This window comes from Shewanella sp. 125m-1 (assembly GCF_052977065.1).
In genome coordinates, this window is sequence record NZ_JBRILT010000003.1 from 184167 (window position 1) to 198036 (window position 13870).

General features: G+C 45.3%; 12 protein-coding genes. 5 read left to right on the forward strand and 7 right to left on the reverse strand.

All coding sequences use genetic code 11. The features are described 5' to 3' along the window. The first annotated feature begins 245 nt into the window (after positions 1-245). Positions 246-1448 carry an MFS transporter gene (locus ACVBIK_RS02895; protein ID WP_447162988.1) on the forward strand — a complete coding sequence of 401 codons (1203 nt, stop codon included), beginning with the start codon at positions 246-248 and terminating at the stop codon, positions 1446-1448. A 191-nt stretch (positions 1449-1639) separates the two neighbouring features. Next, a complete protein-coding gene (locus tag ACVBIK_RS02900) occupies positions 1640-2500 on the forward strand; it encodes a TIGR03899 family protein (RefSeq protein ID WP_447169071.1) in 861 nt (286 codons plus the stop codon). Between the two features lie 172 nt (positions 2501-2672). Here ACVBIK_RS02900 and ACVBIK_RS02905 read toward each other — a convergent pair whose 3' ends face one another. From ACVBIK_RS02905 to cobA, 6 genes are all read right to left on the reverse strand, one after another. Continuing rightward, positions 2673-3116, reverse strand: coding sequence for a GNAT family N-acetyltransferase (locus ACVBIK_RS02905; RefSeq protein ID WP_447169060.1), 444 nt, complete (start codon positions 3114-3116; stop codon positions 2673-2675). Between the two features lie 114 nt (positions 3117-3230). Continuing rightward, positions 3231-3848, reverse strand: coding sequence for an adenylyl-sulfate kinase (gene cysC, locus ACVBIK_RS02910; RefSeq protein ID WP_447159438.1), 618 nt, complete (start codon positions 3846-3848; stop codon positions 3231-3233). Positions 3849-4023: 175 nt separating this feature from the next. Next, the gene (locus tag ACVBIK_RS02915; protein ID WP_447169061.1) at positions 4024-5748 is read right to left on the reverse strand and encodes an SLC13 family permease; all 1725 of its coding nucleotides are present in this window, start codon (positions 5746-5748) and stop codon (positions 4024-4026) included. 2 nt (positions 5749-5750) lie between these two features. Next, positions 5751-7190 carry a sulfate adenylyltransferase subunit CysN gene (cysN, locus tag ACVBIK_RS02920; protein ID WP_447169062.1) on the reverse strand — a complete coding sequence of 480 codons (1440 nt, stop codon included), beginning with the start codon at positions 7188-7190 and terminating at the stop codon, positions 5751-5753. 49 nt (positions 7191-7239) lie between these two features. Further along, a complete protein-coding gene (cysD, locus tag ACVBIK_RS02925) occupies positions 7240-8148 on the reverse strand; it encodes a sulfate adenylyltransferase subunit CysD (protein ID WP_447159435.1) in 909 nt (302 codons plus the stop codon). A gap of 90 nt (positions 8149-8238) precedes the next feature. Further along, the gene (gene cobA / locus ACVBIK_RS02930; RefSeq protein ID WP_447169063.1) at positions 8239-9057 is read right to left on the reverse strand and encodes a uroporphyrinogen-III C-methyltransferase; all 819 of its coding nucleotides are present in this window, start codon (positions 9055-9057) and stop codon (positions 8239-8241) included. Positions 9058-9481: 424 nt separating this feature from the next. Here cobA and ACVBIK_RS02935 point away from each other — a divergent pair, with 424 nt between their 5' ends. From ACVBIK_RS02935 to ACVBIK_RS02945, 3 genes are all read left to right on the forward strand, one after another. After that, positions 9482-10414 carry a phospholipase A gene (locus tag ACVBIK_RS02935; protein WP_447159434.1) on the forward strand — a complete coding sequence of 311 codons (933 nt, stop codon included), beginning with the start codon at positions 9482-9484 and terminating at the stop codon, positions 10412-10414. A gap of 172 nt (positions 10415-10586) precedes the next feature. Next, positions 10587-12101 (forward strand): hypothetical protein, encoded by a 1515-nt coding sequence (locus tag ACVBIK_RS02940; protein WP_447169064.1) that lies wholly within the window; start codon positions 10587-10589, stop codon positions 12099-12101. Between the two features lie 97 nt (positions 12102-12198). Continuing rightward, positions 12199-13059 carry a PA4780 family RIO1-like protein kinase gene (locus ACVBIK_RS02945; protein WP_447159432.1) on the forward strand — a complete coding sequence of 287 codons (861 nt, stop codon included), beginning with the start codon at positions 12199-12201 and terminating at the stop codon, positions 13057-13059. A 101-nt stretch (positions 13060-13160) separates the two neighbouring features. Here ACVBIK_RS02945 and ACVBIK_RS02950 read toward each other — a convergent pair whose 3' ends face one another. Further along, the gene (locus ACVBIK_RS02950) at positions 13161-13733 is read right to left on the reverse strand and encodes a peroxiredoxin family protein (RefSeq protein WP_447159431.1); all 573 of its coding nucleotides are present in this window, start codon (positions 13731-13733) and stop codon (positions 13161-13163) included. Between the last annotated feature and the right edge of the window lie 137 nt (positions 13734-13870).

Genomic DNA, 13870 nt, shown 5'->3' on the forward strand with positions numbered 1-13870 from the left:
GCGTGAGAGCGTTACAACAGTAATGGTATAAAGATTAACGACTTAAGTGCCTTTATTAACAATATTAAGGCCTCTTACATGTCAAAAATGGTGGCTAGTGAGTGAAATGCATTATTGCGCTGCAAATCTTGTGCGCCTTATATCATTATCAAAACTGAACCTTGTATACTCGTGAACATTAAAATGACCATTTTTAAAATCGCTATTTAGGGTACTGAGGCAGCGGTTGATACAGGGAAAGTAAGATGAGAAACGACCCACAGAAACTCCTGCTCTGGATGACTTTTATTATGTCGTTAGTGTTTGCGGTTTGGCAGGCACTATTAAACAATTTTGTTATCGAGCGAGCACAATTTACCGGAGCTGAAATTGGCATATTACAAAGCTTACGAGAAGTCCCTGGCTTTCTCGCTTTTACAGCCATCTTCGTATTATTACTGATCCGCGAACAGGCGTTTGCTCTGGTGTCTCTTGCCGTGCTTTGTATTGGTGTGGCGATTACTGGATTCTTTCCACAAGTACTGGGGCTGTACATCACCACGGTATTAATGTCAGTTGGGTTTCATTATTTTGAAACCATTAATCAATCACTAACACTGCAATGGGTAGAAAAAGAAAAGGCTGCTGCTTTTATGGGTAAAGCCCTTGCATGGCGAAGCGCTGCTGCCCTTGGGGGCTATGCCAGTATCTGGCTTGTCATGAGCTGGTTAAAACTCGATTACCAATGGATGTACGCCATTATTGGTGCCTTAGGCCTTATCATGGTGATCACCATTAGCCTTTATTTCCCCACGTTTCCTCAAGGTGAAGTCCAACATAAAAAGCTACTGCTAAGAAAGCGGTACTGGCTTTACTATATGCTGACCTTTTTCTCTGGTGCTAGACGGCAAATTTTCATGGTTTTTGCTGGATTTATGATGGTTGAAAAATTTGGCTACAGCATCACTCAAATCACCTCGCTATTTTTAATTAACTATGTGGTTAACCTGTTATTTGCACCAGCCATAGGCCGCTTTATTGGCCGCATCGGCGAGCGCAATGCATTGACCATTGAGTATATTGGTTTAATCGCAGTGTTTGTGAGTTATGCGCTGGTTGAACACGCTGAATTTGCAGCAGCGCTCTACGTTATCGATCACTTATTATTTGCCATGGCAATTGCAGTGAAAACGTATTTTCAAAAAATTGCTGACCCTAAAGATATTGCCGCAACAATGTCGGTCAGTTTCACTATTAACCATATTGCGGCGGTCATCATTCCGGCCCTGTTAGGCTTCTTGTGGTTAAGCTCACCTGACATGGTATTTTATATTGGGGCGGGCTTTGCCGTGTGCTCACTCATTTTGGCCATAAATGTGCCTCGTCACCCAGAGCAAGGTGAAGAGGTTGCTCATTTTGGCAAAGTGACGAAAGTCATTAAAAAAGCAAATACAGCTGTAACAAACTAATAGACAATCAAGCAGATACTTGGCATAAACGTGTGTTGAGTATCTGTTTTTTTCGGCAAGCTCGTACTCAAGTTCAATACTGAAGCTCGATAGTTCAGCTCGATATAAGATCCTACGCAGCTAACTGAGCTGGGATACAAACCGCTAGCCTATTAATACTTATGAACCCTGTAAACGGTGAACAAACAACCATGGTTGAAACGGTAACAAGCACGGCTAACAATACCGTGAAAACTAGAACGAAAGACAGCAGCAAAGCCGCTGATGTTTCAGCCCGTAAAAAAGCGCTTCTGCTGGGACGTATGCTTGGTTTAGCCAGCGAGGAAGACTACCGTGCTAGCACTGCCTCGATTAGCGAACGTGCTGCTTTTAGGGCGCAGAAGCAAGCGTGTCAGTATCAAGAGAACCTTGAAACCATTTACAAAATCGCCATCAGCCACACACCATCCGATGTGACTGGCGTGGATTTAGACCCCGATTGGGCGCATCAGTTTTTTCAATTGGCCGAGCAAATTCATAACCGTAAAATGCAGGAGCTTTGGGGCAGAATTTTAGCGAATGAGATCACCTCTCCCGGCAATTTTAGCCTGCGCACCTTAAGCACACTGAAACAGTTAACCCATAAAGAGGCGCAGATCTTAGAAAAGGCACTCGGTATGTCGGTCCTAGTGAACAATGAGACTCGGCTCAAGCTTATTATCGGTTTTAAACATGCCAGTGGCTTGGGGCAATTTTTTAAAAAAGCCACCTCGACCAATATCGGCCTGTCTCAATTTGGCCTGCCCTACTCTAATATTTTGACCTTAGTTGAGGCGGGAGTTTTACATCGCAGCGAACTAGAGACCGGATTGCTTAGCAGTAAGACGCCCATTAGCTTTTCTCTTAGCGAGCAAAAGCTCAAACTCACCCCTAAGAGCGGCCAACTATTTTTCAGCTATTATCGCTTTACTTCAATAGGCGATGAGCTAGCACAACTCATTCCTTTCAGTACCGATAAAAGCTATATCAAGGCGATGAGAGCACTGTTTGCCCAAGATTTTAAGATTGAATAATCAGGACTTATTTTCCGAGCAACAGCTTAGCTAATGTCACCTTAGCGACTTAGAAAAAGCACAAACAAAAATGCGATGCCTATGGGGTTCATAAGGGCATCGCATTGCTTGTTATCATTACTCATTCATCATTCAAAGTAAGGCTAGCTGCTAGCTTTGCCCGTTATCAGCCTTAAAGAGAGTAGCTATAGGCAAAATACTCAGTGTCTTTCACAAAGCCTATTTTTTCATAGAGCGCCTGAGCCGATAGATTATCTTTAGCTGTACCTAAGTCCACTAGAACGGCGCCAGTTTGTTTGGCTAAATCGATAGCGCAATCAATTAAGCTATTGGCGACGCCTTGCTTTCGATGTGATGCTGCCACAAACAAGTCGTTTAAGACGATGATTTTACCCAGCGATACCGACGAAAAGGTATGATAATTTAATACAAATCCAATAGGCTTATCTTCTGAGCTATAGGCAATAAACACCGTTGCATCAGCGTTTTGTAAACGCTCATTTAAGTATTGTCGATAGGTAGCGGGTGCCGATGCTTGCTTATAAAAAACCATATATTGATCAAATAGCATGACCAAATCATCGAGTTCTTTAATCGAAATCCTTTTTATATTCATCACGTTCCTTGGGGCTAGTTATTCGTCTCGCATAGACACACTATCGGTATCATCCCTTTTAGTGCAGGGACTAACAACGCACCTCACTGTTAGCGAAGGGCTTCACATGGGCCTTTACACCGCTTTTTTTAACTTCTTTGAGTCAATCACCTGAATCGCCGCTAAGTAATCCAGTAACGCACTCACCTGTGTCGCCAAGTCACCTTTACTGGTATCTATGGTGAGCTCGGCTGCGGTTGGCACTTCATAAGGCGCTGAGATCCCAGTAAAGTTTTTAATCTCTCCTGCACGCGCCTTGCTGTACAAGCCTTTAGGGTCGCGCGCTTCACACACTTCTATTGGCGTCGACACATGCACTTCAATAAACTGACCATTATCGAATAATGCACGCACACGCTCGCGCTCTTCTCGCGTTGGCGAGATAAAGGCTGAAAGCACTACAAGGCCGGCATCAACCATGAGCTTTGCCACCTCTCCTACTCGGCGAAGGTTCTCATCACGATCATCTGCGCTAAAGCCAAGATCTTTACATAAACCATGACGCACATTGTCGCCATCAAGCAGGTAAGTGTGAAAACCGGCATCAAATAAAGCCCGCTCAAGCGCGCCCGCTAAGGTAGATTTACCCGAACCTGACAGGCCAGTGAACCACAATAAGATAGGATTCTGCCCTTTCTGATCCGCGCGAGACTGCTTATCAATACTGTGCTGGTGCCAAACGATATCAGACATAAAAACTCCAAAAAATCTAATCTATACAATACATAGCCAAATGTGCTTCAACATTATAAAAGCGTAAACTGCACACTTAATTCTCTCAAATACCTGCTTCACACAAGCACTTGCTCATTCAAACACTAGCGCTAATCAAGTATCAGTCTATTCAAGCAAGACCGATTCAAGAGGCTTAAAAGGGAAACAACAACGGAACCAACACCAATACGATTGCCGAATAAAGCAGTGACAAAGGTAAGCCCAGTCGAACAAAATCACTAAAACGATAATTACCTGCGTTATAAACCATTAAGTTAGTTTGATATCCATAAGGCGAAATAAAGCTGGCACTAGCACCAAATACGACGGCTAAAATAAACGGCCGAGTATCTACGCCATAACTTAACGAAATAGCATACGCTACCGGAAACGACAGCGCTGCAGCGGCATTATTGGTAATCAGTTCTGTCAGCAACAAGGTCATGAAGTACACCGCCACAAACGCCGCAAATACCCCATAACCATTAATCGCCGCTAAAATAAATGAGGCGATATCATCGGCAAGTCCGGTTGATAGCATCAAGTTCGCCAAACTTAAGGCGCTACCAACAATGACTACCAGCTCAAACGGAAAACGACGCTTTAGCTCTGAAAGACTCACCGCCCCGATGGCGAGATAGCTCATCAAGAGTAAAACCAACCCTTTTACTAACGGCAAAATACCGGTCAAACTCGCTAAAATGGTCAGTAAAAATCCCGCTAACACCCATCGGCTACGGCGAGGATCGAGCCTAACACTTAAATCTAAACCACTCACGGCAGCAAATTCAGACGCCAATTTAGTGTTGCTGCTAAAACTGTCACCAGGGGTGATTAACAACACATCGCCCGCTTGCAACTCTATGTCACCTAAACCGCCTTTAAGCGGGTGATGACCACGGCGAATAGCTAATACCGCACCATCAAACTTCTCTCTAAAAGTCGACTCTTTCAGTGAGCGACCAACGAGAGTCGAACTCGGTGCCAATACGGCTTCAATTAAATTTTGTCCCTTGGCTTGTTGCTTACCAAACCATTCAAGGCCATCAAACTGATGTAATAACTCAACCGACTCCACCGCGCCACTAAAGCGCAGCACATCTTCGCTTTGTAATACTAAGTGCGGTGGCACCGGACAGATGCGAATACCACTGCGCTCAAGCTCAACTAAATACAGCTTTTTAAGCGCGCGCAAACGGTTATCTTGCACGCTGTGGCCTATCAATAAGGACTCTTTTGCTACCCGAGCTTCGAGTAAGTAAGGCAAAGCCTCATCGATAGACTCTTCGCGCCTGTCGGGTAACCAATTGGCTAACAGCACCAATAACCCCACGCCTAAGATAACAATAACAATGCCAATGATAGAAAACTCAAAAAAGCCTAACGGTACTAGGCCTGCATTTTCTACAAACGAATTGACGATTAAGTTGGTCGAGGTGCCAATAAGGGTTAGCGTTCCACCTAAAATAGCCGCATAAGATAATGGCAGTAACAGCTTAGCTGGCGCATGGGCTTGGTTACGGCGCACCACACCAATGAGCGAAGCCACCACTGCGGTATTGTTCGTAAACGATGATAGTAGCGCCGTCGAGAAACCTAGCTTAGCCATGGTTGATGCCAGCGATCCCTGCCCCACCACTTGGCTTAACTTGCCTAATAGCGAAGTTTTCTCAAGCGCTGCAGTCGACATGATCAGCAGCACTAGAGTGACTAAACTGGCATTGGTAAAGCTAGCTAACGTGGTTTCCAGCTCCACCATGCCAAGTAAGTAAGTGGTTAACGACGCAATAAAAAATAGCGCTGCAGGTGTCCATAGCCCCGCCATTAAGGCGGCGACTAAGGCAAATAGTATGCACGATAACACCCACAAATCAGCCACGGCTAACCCTCGACCTTACTGATATCAATCGCTTGCCAGTGAGGATATTGCTTGCGAATTAACGCATTGAGCTCAAGTTCAAAATCACTGTATTGCTGAGCCGTTTTAAGCTCTTTAGAGCTCGATACCGCCATGACGGCTGCAACGGTCGCGTTAGACAAACGATCGATTAAGATCATGCCACCGGTATCACGAATTAACGTGTATGGGTCGATAGCAATCGACTCATTGAGCTCAAGTGTGACTCGCGCCATATCATTAAGGCCAATACTGTTGCTGTCATTACGGTCTAAGGTATTAACATCAACCACATATTCAATTTTTACCACGCTGGCTTGCAACTTTTTACCTGCAACTTTCAGATCATATAGCTGGTTTAATTGCAGTGGCTTTTCATCCATCCAAGCGATATCGGCGCTGACATGGTTAGCCAGTGCTGGTGCGTTGTCGACTTGGGATAATAGATCGCCCCTTGAGATATCAATTTCATCTTCTAGGGTTAAGGTCACCGCTTGGCCAGCGATGGCTTGCTCAAGATCGCCATCAAACGTCACGATACGGGCAACTTTACTGCGCTTACCCGATGGCAGTGCCACCAGCTCGTCACCAAGGTTAATCACTCCCGATGCCAGCGTGCCGGAAAAACCACGAAAATCGAGATCGGGGCGCTGCACATATTGCACAGGAAAGCGTACCGGCAGGCTGTTAAGCTCACGGCGAGTATCGATAGTTTCTAATAGCTCTAACAGCGTGCCACCGCTATACCAAGGCGTTTGACTGCTCGCATCAACCACGTTATCACCTTTAAGGGCTGACAACGGCACATAGCGAATATCAATATCACCTAACTGCTCGGCAAACGCGGCAAACTCGGCGCGAATGTTATTAAAGACCTTTTCATCAAAGCCCAATAGATCCATCTTGTTGATAGCAACAACAAAGTGGCGAATACCTAGCTGTGAAGCGATAAAAGCATGACGGCGAGTTTGGGTTTGTACGCCATAACGCGCATCGACCAAAAGCACGGCTAAATCACAGGTAGATGCTCCCGTTGCCATGTTACGCGTGTACTGTTCATGGCCTGGCGTGTCGGCAATAATAAACTTACGCTTGTCACTGGAAAAGTAACGATAAGCCACATCGATAGTAATGCCCTGCTCACGTTCTGCTTGTAAGCCATCGACCAACAGGGCTAAATCCACTTCTTCACCCGTGGTGCCAAGCCTTGCGCTATCACTCTTTAAGCTCGCAAGCTGATCTTCATAAATTTGTGCGCTGTCATGCAGCAAGCGACCAATCAAGGTACTCTTGCCGTCGTCAACACTACCGCAGGTTAAGAAGCGTAATAGCCCTTTATGCTGTTGTAATGACAGGTATTCCTTCACACCTAAATCTTCAAGTTCTGCCGCCAGGCGCGCGTTATTATTTACTGCTTGATTCATAATGATTCCTTAGAATTCTTAGTCCACATTCATCCCAGATGACATGCGTTTAGAAATAGCCCTGACGTTTTTTCAGTTCCATCGATGCACTTTGATCTGAATCGATAAGCCTACCTTGGCGCTCACTTGAGCGAGTCAATAACATCTCTTCAATGATCTTCTCTAGCGTGTCGGCCTCTGAGTGCATCGCTGCGGTTAATGGGTAGCAGCCTAAGGTTCTAAAGCGCACTAACTCCTCTTTCGGCAGCTCGCCCTGTGCAAGTGGCATTCTGTCGTCATCAACCATAATCATCATGCCATCGCGCTCGACAACCGGACGTTTTTGGGCAAAGTACAGCGGCACAAGCTGGATATTTTCCTGATAGATATATTGCCAAATATCCAGTTCAGTCCAGTTAGATAACGGGAACACACGAATGCTTTCGCCCTTATTCACCGCACCATTATAGGTACGCCATAGCTCTGGGCGTTGATTCTTAGGGTCCCATGTATGGTGCTTATCGCGGAACGAATAGACGCGCTCTTTAGCGCGAGACTTCTCTTCATCGCGACGTGCGCCACCAAAAGCGGCGTCAAAGCCATACTTATTCAGCGCCTGCTTTAATCCTTGGGTCTTCATGATGTCAGTGTGCTTAGCGCTGCCATGCTCAAATGGGTTAATCCCCATCTCTATGCCTTCAGCGTTTTTATGAACCAGTAGCTCAAAACCAAACTCTTTAGCCTGAGCATCACGAAAGGCGATCATCTCTTTGAACTTCCAATCGGTGTCGACATGTAACAGTGGGAAGGGGATCTTTCCCGGATAGAAAGCTTTGCGAGCCAGATGAAGCATCACAGAAGAGTCCTTACCGATGGAATACATCATGACTGGATTATCAAACTCAGCCGCCACTTCACGAATGATTTGAATGCTCTCAGCTTCCAGTTGTTGCAAATGGCTTAACTCTTTCGCGGCCATGCTAATTCTCCGTATTCTTCAATCAATTATTTTTCATTACGGCTAACTCAGGATCATTGAGTTGGCCGGGCAGTTACGTTTAGGCGTAGCTTATTTAAGTTGTGCGGCTAATTCAGAGCTATTGAGCTGGCTAGTCTTTTTAGGGGTAAACCAATTTAAACTATCGGCGAGCGCTACCACTTCACCTATTACCATCAACGCTGGCATCACTAAGTCGGGATGATTAGCTAGCTCATCAATATTGTCGAGTGTCCCTACAAAAGTTTGCTGCTCGGCAGTCGTGGCTTTCGATACGATAGCCACTGGGGTGTCAGCTTTTCTGCCGGCTCCCATCAAACCTTGCTTTATCCGGCTTGCGTTTAAGATCCCCATGTAAACCACTAAAGTATTATTGGGGTTCGCATAGCCTTGCCAGTCCATGGGACGGCTCTCAAGCTTGCAATGACCAGTAATAAAGGTAACGCCTTGAGCATGATCTCTGTGAGTAAGCGGGATACCTGCATAGGCTGCAGTGCCACTCGCTGCGGTTATTCCTGGCACGACTTCAAAATCGACTCCGGCAGCAACAATCGTCTCGAGTTCTTCGCCACCACGTCCAAAAATAAACGGGTCGCCGCCTTTTAAACGGACGACATTTTTACGGGTGTAGGCCTTTGTTACCAGCAGCTGGTTTATCTCACTTTGCGCGGCGCTATGCTTGCCTGCGCGTTTACCGACGGCAATTTTCTCGGCATGCTGTGGGATAAGCGCAAGAATATCATCACTTACTAATGCGTCATAAAGTACGGCATCGGCACTTTGCAGCACCCGATATGCTTTAACCGTCAGTAGATCGACATCACCAGGTCCTGCTCCCACTAGCCATACTTTGCCTAATTCGGCTTGACCGGGTAAAGCTACAATCTCCATCACGCTACCTCACTCTATTTCGTTATGTTGAAATATAGCGGGCTGCTTATTCCATAATAAATAGATATTTATTACTCGTTATAACTTTTTGTTATTTGAATGATTTTCAATAGCGTACTACTTAAACCAGCAACCCATTAAGTGTATGTATAATAAAGGGAAAAAATATTTATCGTGACGAAGGCGTTGATGAAGGTTTTCTCTTAGCTCATTTTTAGCACTAAGTTATTGCATTTAGATCTAGTTAGGCGTCACAAAATCAAGTAAATAAGCAACGCGCCGTACAGGCTCGCACTTCACACCATCAAAGGTGTCTTTGTGTTACATGACTGCTCAATAGCTGTTAAATCTTTATGCAGCTAGGTAGAATCCAGCACAAATAACAAAATGCTGCATATTGATCTACCAAATCTCAGGGAAAGTTATGAACAAACTTAGTGCGCTACTCATACCGCTATGCGTGTGTTGCTCATTTACGCTTTACGCTGCCGATACACAAAGCAGCAACGCGAATATAGAAGTCCAGCCAAAGAAAGAAAGGTCATTAGTCGATAAGCGCATCTCAGAGGAAAGTGCCACTGGCGATCTCCCCTATGTCATCACGCCGCACAAAGTGAACTACATTTTGCCTGTGACTTACAGCGCATCACCTAATATGGCTCCTTTTGCTGAGGAAGCCGCTGAGCATCCATTTGGTTTAGATAACATGGAAGCTAAGTTTCAAATCAGCTTTAAGTTTCCGCTTTGGCATAATGTATTTGGTGATAACGGTCATCTGTTTGCGGCCTATACCAACCAGTCTTACTGGCAGGTATACAATAAAGAGATCTCCTCGCCGTTTAGAGAGACTAACCACGAGCCAGAGATCTTTATGCTGTTTACCAATGACTGGCAGCTAGGACCACTGACCAACTCTTTTTGGGGGCTGGGTGCTGTGCATCAATCTAATGGCCAGTCTGGCCCTCGTTCTCGTAGCTGGAACAGGCTCTATGGCATGATGGTATTTGATAATGGTCCCTTTGCTATTGAAGCCAAGGCATGGTGGCGTATTCCTGAAGATGAAAAAGAGACGCCCAGCTCACCACGAGGCGATGATAATCCCGACATTACTGATTATATGGGAAATGTAGAGCTCACTGGCGTTTACGGACTCGATGAACATAGGTTTACCTTAATGGTGCGCAACTACATTCAAAAACCTAACTATGGCGCAGTCGAGTTTACTTGGAGCTATCCGATTTTGGGTAACTTAAGACTTTATACTCAATATTTTAATGGCTACGGCGAAAGTTTAATCGACTACAATGTACATAACCAACGAATAGGTATCGGGGTTTCGATCAACGACATTTTGTAATCGACGCCACTAGCCATTACTGTCACTGACAACACACTATCGACAGCGAGCGACTGCCAGCAAGCGATACGAGTAAGCAGCATTGAATAACCAGTAGTAGGCTCGATACCAAAAACATCTATAGCAGGCCTGGTTCTACACCACGCCAAGCCTGCATTAAAAAGGATGAAGCATGAGCTTGAGCTTTAAGGGCATCATTAGCATTTTCGCTATACTAATTTGCGCGAGTACTGCTCAGCTCATTCACCTATCACTCCCCTCCAGCCCAGGTAAAACCACACTTAACCACAGACAGTATCAGCAAGATATTGATACCCTTGTTGAAGCCATTAAGCAGCATTCCGCCTTTGCCGCCATGGACCCTGAGCGTGTAACCGCTATCACACATGCAACTCAGTCACTGCTGCTGTCAGCGACTAACAGTAACCATGCCATACAGTTGGAGCAGCAGTTACTACAACTACTAAGCCAACTCAATGATCCCGGCGCCGGAGCGCTGCTCCCCATAAATGCTTCGGGCAACATAAGCCGTTTGCAGCAACTGCCAATAGACATACTCTTTGATGGTCATTACTGGCAAGCATTTACCCAACATGGTGAAATACTCGAACCAGACTTTCCCTACCTGACTCATATCGATGGACTACCAATGAGACGTTGGGTAGAGGCGAGCCTGACCTATCTTGCCGATCCAATAAAGTTGTCGACTCAGGCGCAAAGCCGCTGGATAAAACAGATTGCCAGATTAAGGCTAGATATTGGCCTTAGTGACAGAGATGAAACCGTAATAACCCTAAGTAATGGCGAAACAAGCCTGCAACGCTCTATCAAGCTGACGCAAGATCTGCTGACTGCAAAAGAGCTGCCACCAAAAGTAAATGCTCTAGAAGTGACAGCTCCAGAAACGAGCCCACCTCAGAGCACCTTGCCTTTAGATGTTGTGCGCCTAAGCCCAAATATAGACGCAGCCACAATAGATTTACTTTCAAGCCAATTAGCAAGGCTTAGCACTGATCCCACTGCGCCGCTGGTTATTGATATCCGGGCAATTAAGCAGCCTCAACCCTTGCTTATGGCTTGGCTGATTACCCATTTTGCTAAACAACATAAGCCGCAAAGTATCGGTTTATTACAATACAAGCGCTTTGCGACATCCAGAGCCGACCAACTTCCCACGTGCTACATACCAATGTCACAATTAAGCTTTTTTGAACAAGCTGAGCTAAAAAACCAGGGGTTTGAAACTCATCAGCCTCCCGCATCCGTATTTAGCGATTATCTAGTACGTAAATATCATCCAACTCTGGTATCTAACAGCCAGCAGCAGAGTCATTACCTCTCCTTATTAGTTGATTCAAGTTGCGAACTAGAGTGCGAATGGGTAGCTCTCGCTTCGCTGCAATGGCCTAATGTCGAGCTAATAGGTGAAACCACCCGCGGCAGTCTAAGCCCTCGTCATCGCGTGACTTTGCCCAACAGTGGTATTGAGGTGCAATTTAGTAAAGGAGTTGTGTATGCTCCCAACGGTCAGCTGATCTCAGGTGTTGGTCTTACCCCAGCAATGCAGCTCAATCAGCTCGCCTTTGAGGATCCTCTGATTGATAAACTTATCGCAACCAAGAAGTTAGACGCATCGCTTCTGCCATTAAAGGGGACTTTAGCTATCGTTCCCCAAGAAAAACGCTAGCGGTTTTCGGCTAACAAATACTGATTAATGTCATTTTTTTTCTATGATAATAAGCGAATGCATTCCATCACCAGGCTAACTAAGGTATAAGAGCCCAATGAAAACCCCAAAACGACTCCAACCTCTGGTTGATGAAGGACTAATTGACGAAGTGATTCGTCCATTAATGAGCGGCAAAGAAGCCGATGTTTACATAGTTAGATGTGGCGACGACGTTCGTTGTGCCAAAATTTATAAAGAAGCTGATAAGCGCAGCTTTAAGAAAGCCGTCGAATACCGTGAAGGACGTAAGGGTCGTAACTCTCGTCGAACAAGGGCGATGGAGAAAGGATCTAACTACGGACGCCAAGAACAAGAGCAGGCATGGCAAAATGCCGAGGTCGATGCACTGTTTCGTCTAGCGGATGCTGGCGTGCGTGTGCCTACGCCTTATGGCTGTTTTGATGGTGTGCTATTAATGGAGCTCATCACAGATGAAGCCGGTTATGTGGCACCACGACTTAACGATGTCACTCTTAACGCCGATATGGCCATCGCGCACCATGCTATGGTGATGAAAGATGTGCAGCGTATGCTATGTGCAGGCCTTATTCACGGTGACTTATCTGAGTTTAACGTGTTACTCGACCATACTGGACCTGTGATCATTGATCTGCCTCAAGCGGTCGATGCCGCTGCCAACAATAACGCTAAACGCATGTTATTACGTGATGTGAATAATATGACTCAGTATTACGGTCAATTTGCGCCGTCACTGCTCGGCAGTAAATATGCCCAAGAGATGTGGCTTAAGTTCGAGTCTGGCGACTTGTTACCCGATACTGAGCTAACAGGTGAGTTTATTGAGAGCGAGCAAAGTGCCGATATTGAGGCGGTGCTAGCCGAGATCCAAGCCGCTTTTGAAGAGGAGCAAGATAGAAAAGCGCGGATCCAGGGTGAAACGGAAGATGAGTTTTAATCCTCATCTGTATAACTAAGCTAGTTAAGCTGATATTTATCAAATAAAAATCCCTGCAATGTCGCCATTGCAGGGATTTTTGCTGTGCCGTTTAATCGAAATTAGTCAACTTGATCGGTGTCGCCTTGAGGCGTTGCAGACTCTAGATTAACCTTCTCAATATTCAGTTCAGCCAAGTTTGCGGCGATATCTTCCGCTGCTGTTTTAGCATTGATATCTTCATCAATTTTTAAAATCTTACCGTCGGTGCCGATGTAAAATGTCACCCGGCTCGCAACGCGAACAAAGTTAAGCACATCGTATGCCTTGGCAGTCTCTTTGCTTGGATCGCTAAGCATTGGAAAGTCTGCCTTTTGCTCACGGGCAAAGGCTTGATTATCTTCTAAATCATCAACGCTAGCCATCATGTATACGGCGTTATATTCACGGATTAGGTGACCCTTTTCCACTAACGATTTACATTCCAAAGTACAGCCACGCGTGTTTGCCATTGGGTACCAGGCCAAAACCAAATTTTGCTTACCTTTGTAGTCACTTAATTGGTAAAAATGGCCATCTGTTGCCTGCAGTTTAAAGTCAGGTGCGATATCCCCCACCTTTAAATCGGTTGCCATCGCAGCGAGTGGCATCAGCAATAATGCGACAAATCCAAATTTTGAAAGCTGTTTAATCATGTTGTTCACCTTTTTGATTCAATGAATCATTTTGACTCTATGAATTGTTTGTATTTTGTTCTTATTATCAATATTCAATTTAGCCTCACGGCCAAATCAAACACTTAGCTTTATTTATTTAATGCTTTAGCTACTTA